The organism is Flavobacterium mekongense (assembly GCF_047038255.1).
In the GTDB taxonomy this organism is placed as follows: Bacteria; Bacteroidota; Bacteroidia; order Flavobacteriales; family Flavobacteriaceae; genus Flavobacterium; species Flavobacterium mekongense.
In genome coordinates, this window is record NZ_CP174374.1 from 1,219,824 (window position 1) to 1,235,157 (window position 15,334).

At 40.1% G+C, this 15,334-nt stretch carries 15 protein-coding genes; 7 read left to right on the plus strand and 8 right to left on the minus strand.

All coding sequences use genetic code 11. The features are described from left to right. Nucleotides 1–11 precede the first annotated feature (11 nt). From kynU to ACJG85_RS05125, 3 genes are all read left to right on the plus strand, one after another. Entirely contained in the window at nt 12–1,295 is a 1,284-nt protein-coding gene (kynU, locus tag ACJG85_RS05115) for a kynureninase (protein ID WP_412477081.1), read from the plus strand. A 37-nt stretch (nt 1,296–1,332) separates the two neighbouring features. Continuing rightward, on the plus strand, nt 1,333–2,421 hold the full coding sequence (locus ACJG85_RS05120) for an agmatinase family protein (protein ID WP_412477082.1): 1,089 nt from the start codon (nt 1,333–1,335) through the stop codon (nt 2,419–2,421). A 125-nt stretch (nt 2,422–2,546) separates the two neighbouring features. After that, on the plus strand, nt 2,547–4,934 hold the full coding sequence (locus ACJG85_RS05125) for a penicillin acylase family protein (RefSeq protein ID WP_412477083.1): 2,388 nt from the start codon (nt 2,547–2,549) through the stop codon (nt 4,932–4,934). Here ACJG85_RS05125 and ACJG85_RS05130 read toward each other — a convergent pair. From ACJG85_RS05130 to ACJG85_RS05145, 4 genes are read right to left on the minus strand one after another with little or no spacing between them, the layout of a single operon-like run. Beyond that, a complete protein-coding gene (locus ACJG85_RS05130; RefSeq protein ID WP_412477084.1) occupies nt 4,931–6,463 on the minus strand; it encodes a cryptochrome/photolyase family protein in 1,533 nt (510 codons plus the stop codon). The two genes, ACJG85_RS05125 and ACJG85_RS05130, sit on opposite strands and share 4 nt — an antisense overlap. Beyond that, nucleotides 6,464–7,771: a DASH family cryptochrome gene (locus ACJG85_RS05135; protein WP_412477085.1), complete on the minus strand. Its 1,308-nt coding sequence runs from the start codon at nt 7,769–7,771 to the stop codon at nt 6,464–6,466. It lies immediately after the preceding gene. After that, nucleotides 7,744–7,887: a DUF2256 domain-containing protein gene (locus ACJG85_RS05140; RefSeq protein ID WP_290874942.1), complete on the minus strand. Its 144-nt coding sequence runs from the start codon at nt 7,885–7,887 to the stop codon at nt 7,744–7,746. Before ACJG85_RS05140 ends, ACJG85_RS05135 begins: the two co-directional genes overlap by 28 nt. Further along, nucleotides 7,877–8,524: a flavin reductase family protein gene (locus tag ACJG85_RS05145; RefSeq protein WP_412477086.1), complete on the minus strand. Its 648-nt coding sequence runs from the start codon at nt 8,522–8,524 to the stop codon at nt 7,877–7,879. The genes ACJG85_RS05140 and ACJG85_RS05145 overlap by 11 nt, the downstream gene beginning before the upstream one ends. Nucleotides 8,525–8,670: 146 nt before the next feature. Between ACJG85_RS05145 and ACJG85_RS05150 the strand changes: the two genes are divergently transcribed. After that, nucleotides 8,671–10,011 (plus strand): FAD-dependent oxidoreductase, encoded by a 1,341-nt coding sequence (locus ACJG85_RS05150; RefSeq protein WP_409679128.1) that lies wholly within the window; start codon nt 8,671–8,673, stop codon nt 10,009–10,011. Nucleotides 10,012–10,148: 137 nt separating this feature from the next. Here ACJG85_RS05150 and ACJG85_RS05155 read toward each other — a convergent pair whose 3' ends face one another. Genes ACJG85_RS05155 through ACJG85_RS05170 form a run of 4 tightly spaced genes read right to left on the minus strand, consistent with a single transcriptional unit; the run spans nt 10,149 to nt 12,869 of the window. Beyond that, nucleotides 10,149–10,514 carry a cupin domain-containing protein gene (locus ACJG85_RS05155; protein ID WP_412465063.1) on the minus strand — a complete coding sequence of 122 codons (366 nt, stop codon included), beginning with the start codon at nt 10,512–10,514 and terminating at the stop codon, nt 10,149–10,151. Between the two features lie 14 nt (nt 10,515–10,528). After that, nucleotides 10,529–10,978 (minus strand): YybH family protein, encoded by a 450-nt coding sequence (locus ACJG85_RS05160; protein ID WP_412465064.1) that lies wholly within the window; start codon nt 10,976–10,978, stop codon nt 10,529–10,531. A 5-nt stretch (nt 10,979–10,983) separates the two neighbouring features. Continuing rightward, nucleotides 10,984–11,352 (minus strand): DMT family protein, encoded by a 369-nt coding sequence (locus ACJG85_RS05165; RefSeq protein WP_409679138.1) that lies wholly within the window; start codon nt 11,350–11,352, stop codon nt 10,984–10,986. After that, nucleotides 11,352–12,869 carry a helicase HerA-like domain-containing protein gene (locus ACJG85_RS05170; RefSeq protein ID WP_412477087.1) on the minus strand — a complete coding sequence of 506 codons (1,518 nt, stop codon included), beginning with the start codon at nt 12,867–12,869 and terminating at the stop codon, nt 11,352–11,354. The genes ACJG85_RS05165 and ACJG85_RS05170 overlap by 1 nt, the downstream gene beginning before the upstream one ends. Before the next feature lie 384 nt (nt 12,870–13,253). Between ACJG85_RS05170 and ACJG85_RS05175 the strand changes: the two genes are divergently transcribed. Genes ACJG85_RS05175 through ACJG85_RS05185 form a run of 3 tightly spaced genes read left to right on the plus strand, consistent with a single transcriptional unit; the run spans nt 13,254 to nt 15,329 of the window. Continuing rightward, nucleotides 13,254–14,075: a MotA/TolQ/ExbB proton channel family protein gene (locus ACJG85_RS05175; protein WP_409679143.1), complete on the plus strand. Its 822-nt coding sequence runs from the start codon at nt 13,254–13,256 to the stop codon at nt 14,073–14,075. 39 nt (nt 14,076–14,114) lie between these two features. Further along, nucleotides 14,115–14,744 carry an ExbD/TolR family protein gene (locus ACJG85_RS05180; protein WP_409679146.1) on the plus strand — a complete coding sequence of 210 codons (630 nt, stop codon included), beginning with the start codon at nt 14,115–14,117 and terminating at the stop codon, nt 14,742–14,744. 18 nt (nt 14,745–14,762) lie between these two features. Further along, complete coding sequence (locus tag ACJG85_RS05185; RefSeq protein ID WP_412465066.1) at nt 14,763–15,329, plus strand: ExbD/TolR family protein; 567 nt, start codon at nt 14,763–14,765, stop codon at nt 15,327–15,329. The last annotated feature ends 5 nt before the right edge of the window (nt 15,330–15,334 follow it).

Here is a 15,334-nt window from a genome sequence, read left to right on the forward strand (position 1 = left end):
AAACTACAACCATGACGTTTCAAAATACCCGCGAGTTCGCGCAACAACTAGATGCACAAGACGAACTCAAAAACTACCGCAACGAGTTTATTTTTCCGCAACACAACGGTAAAAACGTGGTATACTTTACCGGAAATTCCTTGGGCTTACAACCCAAACGCACCAAGCAATATGTAGATGAGGTGATGAGCGATTGGGCCAACTTAGCCGTAGAAGGTCATTTTTATGCCAACAAACCCTGGTGGGATTACCACGAAAGATTTGCCCAACCGTTAAGTCAAATTGTAGGGGCCAAACCTTCGGAAATTACCGTAATGAACACGCTTACCATCAACTTGCATTTGTTAATGGTGTCGTTCTACCAACCTACAGCCACTCGTTATAAAATCATCTGCGAAGAAAAAGCCTTTCCTTCCGACCAATATATGTTCCAGAGTCAGGTTGCCTTTCACGGATACAAACCCGAAGAAGCCATCGTAGAAATCAAACGCAGAGATGGCGAGCACAACATTTGTTTAGAAGATATCATTGCCAAAATCAATGAAGTAGGAGAGGAGCTGGCTTTGGTCTTAATCGGTGGTGTCAATTATTACACCGGACAAGTTTTCGATATGAAAACTATTACCGAAGCCGGACATAAAGTAGGCGCCAAGGTTGGTTTCGATTTAGCACACGCCGCCGGAAATATCGAGTTACACTTACACGATTGGAATGTCGATTTTGCCGCTTGGTGCAGTTACAAATACATGAACTCCGGACCCGGAAATGCTTCCGGTTGTTTCGTTCACGAAAAACACCACACGACCAATTTACCGCGTTTTGCCGGTTGGTGGGGACACAACAAAGAACGCCGTTTCAAAATGGAACCGCAGTTCGATCCGGTACACGGCGCCGACGGTTGGCAAGTGAGTAACTTACCCATTTTGTCGTTAGCACCGTATTTGGCTTCTGTCGAAATGTTTGCTGAAGTCGGTATGGAAAAACTTATTAAAAAGCGCAATCAGCTAACCGCGTATTTAGAGTTCATTTTACACCAAATTGACGCCGAGTTAGACGGAGCCGAATTTGAAATCATCACGCCGTCCAATCAGGAAGAACGCGCCTGCCAACTTTCGGTTTTCTTGCACGGTCAAGGCCGAAGCCTATTCGATTATTTAATGCAAAACGGTGTCATCACCGATTGGCGCGAACCTAATGTGATTCGCTTAGCGCCGGCGCCATTCTATTGCTCGTATGAAGATATGTACGAGTTCGGACAAATCTTAAAACAAGGAATACTCACACTACAAAAATAAACTCAGGCACTCAGCGCCTCAGCAACTTAGTAACTTTATGACAAAGCAACAAATCATAGCCAATTTCGATCCTTCACAACCGGGTTTAGCCGATGCTACCGTATTTGGATTGCCCTTTTCAGCCGAACAAAGTGAGATTATTGTAATTCCTGTGCCATGGGAAGTAACCGTAAGCTACGGTGCCGGTGCTTCGGAAGGTCCGGATGCTGTTTTAGACGCTTCTTTTCAAGTCGATTTGAACCACCAAGACTTTCCGGAATTGTGGAAACTTGGAATTTATCTTGACGAAGCGCCTGCGCATTGGAAAAAGAACTCCGAGAAATACAAAGACTTAGCTCAGCCCATAATTGAACTATTAGAAAGTGGAGAAGTGGTAGAAAATTATCCGGCACTCCAAGCCGATTTGGATAAAATCAACAAGGTGTGTCGCGAGTTGCACACCGAAGTCAAAGACCGTGTATTACACTGGATGCAACAAGGCAAAAAAGTAGTGCTTTTGGGTGGCGATCATTCCACGCCGTTAGGTTATTACGAAGCTTTGGCATCGATTCACGATAACTTCGGAATCCTGCATTTGGATGCACACATGGATTTAAGAATAGCTTACGAAGGTTTTACCTATTCTCACGCTTCGATCATGTACAACGCGTTGCAAATTCCGCAGCTTTCTAAATTGGTGCAAGTTGGTATTCGCGATTTCTGTGAACAAGAAGTTGAAGTAGTGAAAAAAGCCAACGGACGCGTATTGGTGAATACAGACGCCGATTTAAAAAAGGAAACCTTCGAAGGCAAAACTTGGGCAGAACAATGTGATGCTATTATTGCTTCCTTGCCGCAAAAAGTTTGCATCAGTTTCGATATCGACGGCATGTATCCATGGTATTGCCCCAATACTGGAACGCCGGTTCCGGGCGGATTTTCGTTTGAACAAGCTACGTATTTGTTCAATAAATTAGCCGAAAGTGGTAAAGAAATTATCGGCTTCGATCTGGTAGAAGTTGCTCCAGGTGAAACCGACGATTGGGACGGCAATGTTGGCGCCCGAATGTTATTCCACATGTGCGGTGTCTTAGCCAAAAACAACGGATTGCAAGTCGGACAGAAAATCAACTTCCAAAGACAATAAATTCGACAGTAACCCTTTCGCTAACGAGAGGGTTTCTTTTTAGTATAAGTTTCTAAACTTCGTACTTCTCACTTTGTACTTCATACCTCTCAATTCCCTATATTTGAGTATTCAATCCCTTTCCTATGAAACGCATTAAGAAAATCCTACTCATACTATTGGCAATCGTTGTTCTACTTGTTATTATCGGCGCAGCCTATTTGCAGTATACCAAACCCAATTACGAAGGAGCATACCAACTCCAAAATTTAGAAAAGGAAACCACGGTTTTCTATGATGAGTATGGTGTACCGCATATTTATGCCGATAATCAAAAAGACGCCATGACTACTTTGGGTTATGTGCATGCGCAAGATCGTTTGTGGCAAATGGAACTCATGCGTCGCATCGCACCCGGAAGATTGGCCGAAATTTTTGGAGGCGCGGCGCTCAAAACCGACAAGTTCTTTGCCGGTATCGGGATTGATGAAAACTCAGCCAAAGCCGTAAAACAGTTAGATAAAAAATCCCAAACATATATTTTGGCGCAAGCCTATTTGGATGGTATCAATCAGTATATCGATAACGGAACGACTCCGGTAGAGATTCAACTGTTAGGCATCAAACAAGAAAAATTTACGTTGAAAGACATCTATAATGTTTTCGGTTTTATGTCGTTTAGTTTTGCGATGGCGCAAAAAACCGATCCTTTGATGACGGATATCCGCGACCGTTTCGGGATGGATTATCTCAAAGATTTTGGGATTAATGGCGAACTCGGAACCCAACAATTACAATCGTTTCAAGGGAAATACAAGGAATACAGCGAAATCTCAAAATCCGTGGCCAATTTGCTTGAAGCTTCTCCTGTTCCGGCTTTTATCGGCAGTAACAGTTGGGTAATTGGTCCCGAAAAAACCAAAAACGGCCAAGTGATTTTGGCCAATGATCCGCACATCATGTATGCCCAACCCGGAACTTGGTACGAAGCACATATCGTTTGTCCCGATTACGAAATCTATGGTTACTATATCGCAGGAACGCCATTTCCGCTTTTAGGTCACAATCACGATTATGCCTATGGCTTAACCATGTTTGAAAATGACGATGTAGATTTCTTTGCCGAAGAAGAAAATCCTAATGACGCCAAACAATACAAAACACCGGATGGTTATAAAAATTATACCTACCAACAAAAAATCATCAAAGTCAAAGACAGTGCTGAAGTGAAGCTGAACGTAAAAACCAGCCAACACGGTCCAATTGTCAACGGCTTGTTGGAAGGTTTGCAAAGCGATCAATCGGTGGCCATGTCATGGATTTATACCCAGCAAAAGAACCGCATTTTAGAAGCGGTTTACGCCTTGTCCCATTCGGAGAATTTGGAGCATTTTCATAACAGCATCGAATTGATTCATGCGCCGGGATTGAACGTGATGTACGGCGACGCCAAAGGCAACATTGCTTGGATTACTTCGGGGAAACTCTATAAATTGCCCAAAACCGTTAACGGTAATTTCATCTTAAATGGCGCAAACGGTACTGACGATCAAAAAGAATGGTTGCCGTTTGCTCAAAATCCGAAAGCGATTAATCCGCCATGGCATTATGTGTATAGTTCTAATAACCAACCTTCGCCTATCAACGGCTATTTGTATCCGGGTTATTATTTGCCGAAAGACCGCGCCGTTCGAATTGACGGTTTGTTAAAAGCCAAAAGCAATTGGACGAAAGAGGATGTATCGAAAATGATAGTTGATAATGCTTCAGCAACCGCTCAAACCATAGTGGGTAATATGACTCGACCGTTGCTAACGAAAGATTTTACGGCCAATGAAAAACAAGCTTTGGCTGTTTTGCAATCGTGGAAAGCGACTCACGAACCGGAAAATATAGCGCCTACGATTTACAACAAATGGTTTTACCACTATTTGAAAAATACTTTTGAGGACGAGTTTGGAGAAGAAAATTTTAAGTTGCTACTCAGCACACATATTGTCAAACAAATGATAGAAAACCAAACGGCGAATGCCGCTTCGCCTTGGTGGGACAATGTGAGTTCTAAAGACCAAAAAGAAACCCAATCGGAAATACTGACCCAATCGTTTAAACAAGCTGTCGCTTCTTTAGAGAACCAATTGGGGAATGATGTTTCGCAATGGCAATGGAGCAAAGTACACCAAGTCACTTTCCAACATCCAATCGGCAAAGTGAAATTGTTTAGTAGTTTTTTCAATGTTGGACCGTTTCCGATATCCGGCACGAATGAAGTCATCAACAACCAATTGTTTATCTATACCGATGAAGCCATACTTCCGGTGAAAGGCGGACCGTCAACACGAAGAATTATCGACTTTTCAGATATCGAAAACAGTTGGAGTGTATTGCCCACCGGTCAAAGCGGTAATCCGATGAGTAAGCATTACAGCGACCAATCGGAATTGTTTGTCAACGGTAAATTCAGAAAAATGAAGTTGAATAAAAAGGAGATTGAATCATCTTCGACTAAAGTTGTTTTCCAACCTAAAAGCTAAAACGCATCCGGATTTTCGATAATTTGAGCGGCGCGTTGTTTGTGTTGGAATAATTCTTCGGGCTTCATTTTTTGCAACAAACTCAGCATCATTGCCATGCGTTGGTTGTTTTGAAAATGCGCTTTTTTGTCGTCTAAAAAATTCCAATACAAGCTGTTGAACGGACAGGCGTTGTCGCCAAATTTGTCTTTTACCTTATAATGACAAGAGTCGCAATAATTGCTCATTTTTTGGAGGTAACTTCCGGAAGACACATAAGGTTTGGTAGCCAAAATGCCACCATCGGCATACTGACTCATGCCTCGAGTATTGGGCAATTCTACCCATTCAATGGCATCGATATACACGCCCAAATACCAAGCGTCAACGGCATCGGGATGGCGTTGGGTGAGTAGTGAAAAATTACCAATCACCATCAAACGTTGGATGTGATGCGCATAAGCATCGTTCAAACTCTGACGCAGCGCTTGGTGCATGCAATTCATTTTGGTTTTTCCCGTCCAATACATATCCGGTAAAGGTTCGTGGTTTTCTAAAGCGTTCATTTGGGCATAATGCGGCATTTCTTTCCAGTAAATCCCACGCACATACTCGCGCCAACCCAAAATTTGACGCACAAAACCTTCCACTTGTGCCAAGGTAATTCGCTCCTGATTTTGATAATAATGCTGAACAACCGTATCGATGACTTCTTTGGGAGAAAGCATTTTAGAGTTCAGTGCAAAAGACAAACGCGAGTGAAATAAATCCGGTTCTGTCGTATGCATCGCATCTTCATAAGTTCCGAAATGCGGCAATAATTCATGACAGAAATACTGTAGTTGTTCCAAACATTCGCTTCTTGAAGTTGGCCAAACGAAATCATCAGGGTTAATGTTGCCAAAGGTAATCACACCGGCATTTTGGATTTCGGCCACAACATCAGCTACAGTTTTTGAAAATGCTTTGGCTTTGGGAACCGGAACTTCTCCCTTGTATTTTTTGCGGTTGTCGTGGTCAAAATTCCATTGGTTGCCCAGCGGTTGATCGCCTACCATCAGCACTTGGTGTTTCTTGCGCATCATCCGGTAAAAACTTTCCATCAGTAATTGTTTCTTGCCTTGGAAAAACCGATCCAGCTCGGTTCTGTCAGTGTAAAAATGTTCCGTATCGACTGCTTTTGAAGGAATTCCTATATTCTCACCAATACTTTTCAGTTGTTCGTCGAGGCGGAATTCATCCGGGAGTTGGTACTCAAAATGTGTGATGTTCAGCCTTGCGATTTCACGTTGGATTACCTTTTCAAAATCGTGTAAATTTTCAATATCCGAGATTTTATAATAGCGAACCTGATGTCCGTTTTGCTGCAGCTTCTCGGCAAAGTTCCGCATCGCCAAAAAGAATGCCGTAACTTTTTGAATGTGATGCTTTACATAGTCGGTTTCCTGACGGACTTCCGCCATCAAATAATAAATGGAGTCGTCTTTTTGTTGGAACCAAGAATGTTGCAGGTTTAGTTGGTCGCCTAAAATCAGTCGCAGTGTTTTCATCTAAAATAAGCTCGTTTGTAACCAAAGTTTTTGAAACGCACCATTGGCGTCGTACATGTCTGCTTGGCGTTTGATATTGAATTTTCGATCGCGCGGATCATTGCCTACACCCGAATTGTAAATCCAATTACCGTAATTGGAATGCACGTCATAATCAATTAGCATACTTTCAAAATAAGCAGCAGCTATGCGCCAATCTTGTTCCCATTCTTTGGCCCAAAAACTGGCTACGTTTTGTCGGCCGCGATTGCTCATCCAACCGGTTTGTTGGAGTTCTATCATGTTGGCGTTTACAAAAGGTTCTTTGGTTTGACCATTGACCCATTGTTGGAAGGCTTTTGGGTGAAATTTCCAGTCGTAATTTTTCCCTAAAATGCCTTGTAATTGGAAAATTTTGTTGCCGTGTTTGAGCGAAATGTATTTGAAATAATCGCGCCAAATGAGTTCGAAAATCAACCAATAGGTATCTTCATTGGCGCCGATTTCTTTTTCGTAACGTTTTACTTCCCAATAAATGGTTCTTGCCGAAATACTACCGTTGGCCAACCAAGCTGAAAGTTTGGAACTGTAATCTTCACCTACCAAACCATTGCGTGTTTTTTTGTACACCGAGAGTTTTTTGGTTTCCCAAAAGTAAGCCTCAATACGAGCAAGTGCTTGGTTTTCGCCACCCTGAAAAGGGAAAGCAGTTTTAGGGTGTGTTTCAAACGCTTCGTATCCTAAATCGGTTAGTGAAGGAATTACAGTGGTGTTTTTGACTAAATTCGAATCGGGAAGTTTTGGCGTTTCCAAACAACTTTTTACGCGAACCATTTTTTCACATTGTTTGCGGAATTCGGTAAACACTTCGGGGATTTTTTTGAATTCGGTGTACGGAATGTCCTCGGGATAGAATAAAAACTGGTCATAATATTCATTCCAAACGATTTGTTTCAACTCGTTTTTGAGTGCATCAGTGACAGCCGTTTCTTCCGAAGTCCATTCTTTTTGAAGATAAATAGCTTCGATATTATAGTCTGTAATCAGTTTCGGAATTATTACTTCCGGTTTTTCCAAATAGACCAATAAACTGATGTTTTGTTGCTGTAAATTATGCCACAATTCCTGTATCGTTTCTACAAGAAATTTAGCCCTGAATTTTTCCGTTTTCTTAAACCCAAATTGGGTTTCGGCAAAATGCCTCGGATCGAAGCAATACAAGGCGATTACTTGTTCACTATCTTTTACCGCTTGGTATAAAGAGGTTTGGTCGTTCACCCGTAAATCGTTACGAAACCAAACTAAGCTTGTTTTTTGTTTTTTCTGCATCGGTCACTGCAATAAAGTACATCATTCCAATTTTTCTCCCATTTTTTGCGCCAACTAAAAGGCAATCCGCAGCTTTTGCAGATTTTTTCGGGTAGGTTCACTTTTTTATGCGCCATTTTTTAAGATGGATTTGGTTGGTGAGTGTGGTCGCGCATAGTCAAATCGGTCCACAATTTTAGGCAAACAATAGCCGTCTAATCCGTTTACGGCTACTACATCGGCTTGGTCCAGTTGTAGCCAATAATCATCGTGAACCAATTCTTCTCGAAAATGAATTTCTTCAATGGCCGCTATAATGTGTATGGTGTTGTTTTCGACAATTTCGTATTCGTTTAAATAGCGGCATAACAGTTTAATCGGACTGTTTTTTACAAACGGCACATTTATTTCAGACAAATATTCTTGCTCCAAATTCACCATCTCAAACTCGGATATGTCGGCATCATAGCTGGCCGAAGTTTGGTGCGCTTGGGCAATCATGTTTTGGGCAATATGGTTCACGGTAAAATAACCGGTGGCTTTGATGTTGTTGTAAGTGTTTCTGGGCACTACATTTGGGCGCAAGATAAAACCCAGCAAAGCCGGACTGCTCCCCAAATGGGTAACACTGGAAAATATGGCCACGTTGGCAATACCGTTTTCCGATTTTGTACCGATGAGGTTGGCCGATTTATAACCGGTACAACTATTAATTAGGTTGAGCCGGTGTACTTTGGAAAGCAAATCCCAATCGGTTCGCGTAATTTTTGTCATGACAATTTTATTTCAAAGGTAAGTTTTGTTTAACAAAAAAAGAAAATAATTAAACAAATTTTATGATTTTAAAGAATTCAGCTGTTTTGGAGTGCTAACTTGTTCAATATTTCAGTAATTTTGCCTAACTTTTTTTTAAGATTTTCATGCAAACTCCTCAAAAAATTGCTGTAGTCGGTTCCGGTTTGGTTGGAACCTTATTGGCAATTTACCTCAAGAGACAAGGACATACCGTACATGTTTTTGACAGAAGTCCCGATATTAGAACCGTTGAATTTTCAGGACGTTCTATTAATTTAGTGATGTCCAATCGCGGCTGGAAGGCTATGGCTGATGTTGGTTTGGATGATGAAATAAGGAAAATCGGTATTGCGGTTGATAAAAGAGCCATACATTTAAAAGACGGTAAACTCAATTACCAGTATTATGGTAAAGACGGGGAAGCTATTTTTTCGCTTTCTCGCGGCGTATTGAATCGAAGAATGATTGACTTGGCGGAGACAGAAGGCGTAGAATTTTTTTTCAACCATAAAATCTGGGATGTAACCTTATCGACAGCCACTTTGCACATGGGTGAAACCGAGAAAGGCGAATGGACCGATTTACAATACGATAAAGTTTTTGGCGCTGATGGGGCTTTTTCCAGAATTCGTCATCGCATGCAACGCCAAAGTATGTTTGATTACTCGCAGGAGTTCATGAAAATTGGGTACAAGGAGTTGCACATCCCGGCCAATCCCGACGGTACGCATAAAATAGATCAAAACTCTTTACATATTTGGCCTCGAGGCAATTTTATGTTAATGGCTTTGGCCAATTTAGATGGTAGTTTTACTTGTACGTTGTTCATGCCTTTTGAAGGCGAAAATTCGTTTGAACAATTAAAAGATGAAGCAACTTTAGTAGACTTCTTTGCTAATTATTTCCCTGATACCAAAGAAGTAATTCCGGATTTGGTACGCGATTTCTTTAAAAATCCAACCAGTTATTTGGCCATTATGAAGTGTTATCCTTGGACGTTTGAAGACAAGGTAGCTTTGATAGGTGATGCGTCTCACGCCATTGTGCCATTCTATGGTCACGGGATGAACGCCGGTTTTGAAGACATTACTGTTTTGAATGAAATGATTACAAAGTATGGAGACGATTGGGGAACCATTTTCTCCGAATACCAAAAGTCGCGTAAACCTAATGCTGATGCTATAGCCGAATTGTCGTTGCGCAATTTCATTGAGATGAGCACCAAAACCGCCGATGAAAAATTCTTATTGCAAAAGAAAATCGAAAAATGGTTCTCGGACAAACATCCCGACAAATGGATGCCACTTTACAGTCGCGTTACCTTTAGTTTGCAACCTTACTCCGAAGCTTTGGCGATTGGTGATTTCCAAAATCAAATTATGGAGCAAGTGATGCAAATGCCGAATATAGAAGCGATTTGGAATAGCGAAGCAGTCGAGAATAAAATCATTGAATTACTCCAATAAATTTCAGAAGTTTATCCGGCTATCCGCTCTCTCTTTTTTGTTTTTGTCAAAACAAAAAAGGATGCCGCTCCAAATGCGAAGCATTCACTGAACACTAAAAAACTAATTTTGTTATAGTGAAGTAATCCGGGCTATGGCTATTCTGCTTCTCGATGCACTTTCGTAAAATCAAACGCCGGTTGGCAAATCGCAATATATTCGCAAGGTTCTTCAAACGGATTGGAATATTGTACTCGGGTGTTTTTCTCAATTTTGATCGATTGACCGGCTTCTAAAATTACGGTTTCTCCATCAATAATAAACTGCTTTTTTCCGGAGATGATATAGGTGTATTCGTCAAACTCCGGTGTTTGAAAGGGTTCGCTCCAATGCGGTGGTGCAATCATGTGAGCGATGGAAATGTCATTGTTTGCAGTTGCGGCTTTTCCGTGGTGCTCTTCTATTAGTTTTCCGTCGGTGGTAGGTACCACAAAAGGATTTTTTTGGATAAAATATTTACTCATAATCTTTGTTGAAATTAATCCCAAGTATATTTCCAGCTGCCGTCTTTTTGTTTTTTCCATACGGTATGAAAAACACCTTTGAATTCGCGCTCTTTGCCTTGAAAATCTTTGATAGACCAAACGTAGTTGCCATAAGTATAACCCATAGTGCCATCGTTAGAAACATCCACATGACTTGGGGTCCAAGTTACTTTAGCCGACAGGTATTTTTGATCGCTGTAATACAATTTGATGTTTTCTTTCCCGATAATAAGCGTGTCATTCTCGCGTTTGATGACGGCATTGCTGTCGGCAAACGTATAAAACGCTTCAGGAATACCTTTGGTTTGCGCCATTGTTTTGAAATCTTCTTCTGCTTTCAGGACTTCTTTTTTGAAAGGTTCCAAATCCGGTTTGGTTTCGACTTCTTTTTTATTGCAGCTTACCATCAGCAAAATAGCTAATGCCCAAATTGTTTTTTTCATAATCTTTACTTTTTAAATATAAAATAAACGGCCAATATCAGGAACATAAATCCAATGGCATGATTCCATCTGAACGTTTCGTTTTTGAAAAACAAGAGTGAGAAAATCACAAAAATGACAAGGGTGATTACCTCTTGAATGACTTTTAATTGCATCAGTGAGAACGGTCCACCGTTGCCTTGAAAACCGATTTTGTTAGCCGGTACTTGGAAGCAATATTCAAATAGTGCCAATCCCCAACTGATTAGGATGATTGTAATCAAACCGGCGTTTTCAAACCATTTCAACTCTTTAAATTTGAGATGTCCGTACCAAGCCAGTGTCATAAAAACATTTGACAAGACTAATAGTCCTATAGTTAAAAACGACTTCATTATTTGCGAAATAGTTTGTTTAAAATTCCAAATACGCCACGAATAAAAGTAGCGCTCGTCACCACTTTGGTCACCGATTTTCCGATAACTTCCGCAGTACTCGGTTCATTACTTTTTCTTTCTTCTTGTTTTGTCTCAGTTTCAATTTCAGCTTGTTGGTTAGCGGCTTCAATTTTTTGTGTCAGCATTTCGTAAGCACTTTCGCGGTCGATGGATTCAGCATATTTTTTAACCAACTTCGATTTGGCATTGATTTCGGCTATTTCTGCATCAGTTAGAACATCCATTCTGCTCATAGGTGCGCGCATCATAGTGGCTGCTAACGGAGTAGGAATTCCTTTTTCATTTAAAGCGGTAACAAAAGCTTCGCCGATTCCGAGAGCGGTTAGTACTTCATCCGTTTTGTAATAATCGGAAACCGGGTAGTTTTCGGCCGTTTGTTTGATGGCTTGTCGGTCTTTGGCAGTAAAGGCTCTTAAAGCATGTTGGATTTTTAATCCCAATTGCGCCAAAACACTCGCCGGAACATCCATAGGGTTTTGGGTGATAAAATACACGCCTATGCCTTTGGAGCGAATCAGTTTAATGATGGTTTCAATTTGGTCGAGTAGGGCATCGCTGGCTTCATTAAAAATCAGGTGAGCTTCGTCTATAAAAATTACTAATTCCGGTTGGTCGGCATCGCCTTTTTCGGGCATTTGCTGATAGATTTCGGCTAATAAACTTAACATGAAGGTTGAAAACAACTTTGGTTTATCTTGAATATCCGTCAAGCGAAGGATGTTTACGTAGCCTTTGCCGTTTTCATCGATGCGCATCAAGTCGTCTATTTCAAATGATTTTTCGCCAAAAAATATATCACCGCCTTGTTGTTCCAACTCGATTATTTTTCTCAAAATAATTCCCGTCGTTGAAGTCGATATTTTGCCATAGTGTTCTTCAATTTCCGTTTTACCTTCTTCAGTGATGTAGTTGATGACTTTTTTGATGTCTTTCAAATCCAACAAAGGCATTTGTTTGTCATCGCAATATTTAAAAATAACAGCCACAACACCGGCTTGCGTGTCGTTCAAATCGAGTATTCTGGAGAATAAAACCGGACCGAACTCCGAAACAGTGGCCCTTAATCTTACGCCGTTTTGTTGGGAAAGTGACATTAGTTCAACCGGAAAACACTCGGGTTTATATGGGATGTTTATTTTGGCATGTCGTTCAGTGATGAAAGGTTTTTCTTCTCCCGCTTTGGCAATGCCGGAAAAATCTCCTTTAATATCCATCATCAAAACGGGTATCCCGAAATTTGATAATTGTTCCGAGAGTACTTGGATGGTTTTGGTTTTTCCTGTACCGGTTGCTCCGGCTATGAGTCCGTGACGGTTTAAAGTCTTCAATGGGACTTTAACACATGTGTCTGCCAAAGCTTCACCATTAAGAATAGCACCTCCCAAGATGATACTTTCTCCCTTGAAATTATAACCGTCGTTGATGTATTTTGAAAATTCTGCTTTTGTTGTCATGTTGGCATTTGTTGCTTTAATAAAGAAAGAACAAAATAAGTCTTTTTTTTTAAATTCTGATGAAATGTTCTTGTGGCTTTCGTAAAAAGGAGAGTAAAAATTTTAAACTATCGAAAATGTTTTCGTTAAAAAATACATTTTCAGGAATTTTTACGTTATGGATGTATAAACCTGATTAAAACCTTGAAAACTAGACTTATTTTTAAAGATTATCTAATGATTGTTTTAAATGTCGTTAATACCCTTTAAAATCCACTGTTTTGGATATGTTATTAAAACCAAAAAAAGTTTTTTTATTTCAAGTAAAAAATTAAATTTGTCCCTAATCAAGTTTATTAACAACTAAAACTTATAATTTATTTAAAACTTTTAAAATTTAAAAAAATGGCAAACGTTAAAAAAGAATCTGGTTCAAACGGTTTAGGGATGATGTCTGGAATCATCATTGTAGCATGTATTTTTGTTGGTTGGATTATTTGGAACTTCATCATGGGTGCAGGTTCTAACTTTGAAGGTGGTGTAAATACAGGTCACCCGCTACCTGGTAACTATTTAGCAATGGTATACAAAGGAGGTCCGATTGTACCTGTTTTGATGGGATTGTTTTTGATGGTAATCGTGTTTTCAATTGAGCGTTTCTTTGTAATCACTAAAGCTGGTGGAAAAGGAAATTTAGATACTTTCATGAAAAATGTTCAAGCTAGTGTTAAAGCCGGTAATATCGATGACGCTATTGCAGCTTGTGACAAACAACAAGGTTCTGTAGCCAACTCTATCAAAGCGGCTTTAGTAAAATACCAAGAAGTTAAAAAAGAAGGATTTACCAGCGAAGAAGCTGCTGAAACTATCCACAAAGAAATTGAAGAAGCTACTTCATTGGAAATGCCAATGTTAGAGAAAAACATGACTATTTTGTCAACCTTGGTTGCTTTAGGAACTTTGGCCGGATTATTAGGAACTGTAACAGGGATGATTAAAGCGTTTGGAGCATTAGCAACTGCAGGTACTCCTGACCAAGCAGCGTTAGCAAACGGTATTTCTGAGGCGTTGATTAACACTGCAACAGGAATTTCTACTTCAGCTTTAGCAATCATCACTTACAACTTCTTTACTTCTAAAATCGATACTTTAACTTACTCTATCGATGAGGCAGGTTCAACTATCGTGAACACTTACAGAAAATTCAGAGGAAGTTTAAAATCATAATACAATAGTCGAAAGATATATTGTAATAAAAACTAAAAAATGGCTAAAGTAAAATCTCATAAGGCGGCAGGAGCCATCGACATGACGGCGATGTGTGACGTGGCTTTCCTTTTACTTACCTTCTTTATCTTAACAGCAACGGCAAAAATGCCTGAGCCGTTACCGGTAGATACGCCTTCTTCAACAGTACAAACTAAATTACCGGAAACCGGATTAGTAATGATTACTGTAGGGAAAAGTGAGGGTAAAGAACAAGTATTCTTTGGAATGAAAGACAGAGCTATCCGTTCGGGAGCTTTGGATTATATGGCTCAGAAATATCAATTGACTTTTACAGAGGAAGAAAAAGCACAGTTCGCTTTGGTGGATGAGTTTGGTGTTCCGGTAGAAGGATTGAAAGCATTACTGGCTATGAAGGCTTCGGATAGGGTTAAGAAAGGAGTACAATCGGGTATTCCATGTGATTCTATCAACAATCAATTACAAGATTGGATACAAGGCGCAAGAAAAGCAAATATTGAGGAAGGTGCTGATAAAGAACTTCAATTTGCTATCAAAGGCGATGCTAAAGAGTTATATCCTCAAATCAAACGAGTGATGGATATACTACAAGACCAAAAAATCAATAGCTTTAATTTAGTTACTGGTTTAAGAGGAAAAGACTATTAATATTAATAACAGTGTAAAATGGCTGAATTAAATACCGGCGACAGTGGCGGTGGCAAAAAAGGCAGTAAAAAGGTAAGAAGTAAAAAATCCAACGCAAAGGTAGACCTTACCGCAATGGTGGACTTAGCGTTCTTATTGATTACTTTCTTCATGTTGACCACGTCACTATCCAAACCGCAATCTATGGATTTAGGTTTGCCGGATAAAGAAGATAAAGACAAACCTGAAAAAGATATCAAAGTTGATCAAAGAAGAACCGTGACTATTATCATGGGAAAAGACAACAAAATCAAATGGTTTCACGGTTTGTTAGAAAGTCCTGAACCGGGAGGCGCGCCAACCGATGCAGTGTATGGTAAAAACGGAATCCGAAAAGAAATTTTAAAAAGAGTAACTTCGATTCCACAAGTAACTGGCGATAAAAAGAAAGGAATGATTGTAATTATCAAGCCTACTAAAAAAGCCACGTACAGAAACTTAGTTGATATTTTAGATGAGATGGCAATTTGTGACGTACCAACGTATGCTATTGTAAACGATATCACTCCGGAAGAACAAAAACTAGTAGATGAAATGAACAAGTAATGTCT

Bases quoted from the DNA above. Each gene is read 5' to 3' on its own strand.
- ACJG85_RS05150 (WP_409679128.1), top strand. From the start codon at position 8,671: ATGCAAACTCCTCAAAAAATTGCTGTAGTCGGTTCCGGTTTGGTTGGA.
- ACJG85_RS05180 (WP_409679146.1), top strand. From the start codon at position 14,115: ATGGCTAAAGTAAAATCTCATAAGGCGGCAGGAGCCATCGACATGACG.
- ACJG85_RS05165 (WP_409679138.1), bottom strand. From the start codon at position 11,352: ATGAAGTCGTTTTTAACTATAGGACTATTAGTCTTGTCAAATGTTTTT.
- ACJG85_RS05175 (WP_409679143.1), top strand. From the start codon at position 13,254: ATGGCAAACGTTAAAAAAGAATCTGGTTCAAACGGTTTAGGGATGATG.
- ACJG85_RS05130 (WP_412477084.1), bottom strand. From the start codon at position 6,463: ATGAAAACACTGCGACTGATTTTAGGCGACCAACTAAACCTGCAACAT.
- ACJG85_RS05155 (WP_412465063.1), bottom strand. From the start codon at position 10,514: ATGAGTAAATATTTTATCCAAAAAAATCCTTTTGTGGTACCTACCACC.
- ACJG85_RS05135 (WP_412477085.1), bottom strand. From the start codon at position 7,771: ATGCAGAAAAAACAAAAAACAAGCTTAGTTTGGTTTCGTAACGATTTA.
- ACJG85_RS05160 (WP_412465064.1), bottom strand. From the start codon at position 10,978: ATGAAAAAAACAATTTGGGCATTAGCTATTTTGCTGATGGTAAGCTGC.
- ACJG85_RS05170 (WP_412477087.1), bottom strand. From the start codon at position 12,869: ATGACAACAAAAGCAGAATTTTCAAAATACATCAACGACGGTTATAAT.
- ACJG85_RS05145 (WP_412477086.1), bottom strand. From the start codon at position 8,524: ATGACAAAAATTACGCGAACCGATTGGGATTTGCTTTCCAAAGTACAC.
- ACJG85_RS05120 (WP_412477082.1), top strand. From the start codon at position 1,333: ATGACAAAGCAACAAATCATAGCCAATTTCGATCCTTCACAACCGGGT.
- ACJG85_RS05140 (WP_290874942.1), bottom strand. From the start codon at position 7,887: ATGGCGCATAAAAAAGTGAACCTACCCGAAAAAATCTGCAAAAGCTGC.
- ACJG85_RS05125 (WP_412477083.1), top strand. From the start codon at position 2,547: ATGAAACGCATTAAGAAAATCCTACTCATACTATTGGCAATCGTTGTT.
- ACJG85_RS05185 (WP_412465066.1), top strand. From the start codon at position 14,763: ATGGCTGAATTAAATACCGGCGACAGTGGCGGTGGCAAAAAAGGCAGT.
- kynU (WP_412477081.1), top strand. From the start codon at position 12: ATGACGTTTCAAAATACCCGCGAGTTCGCGCAACAACTAGATGCACAA.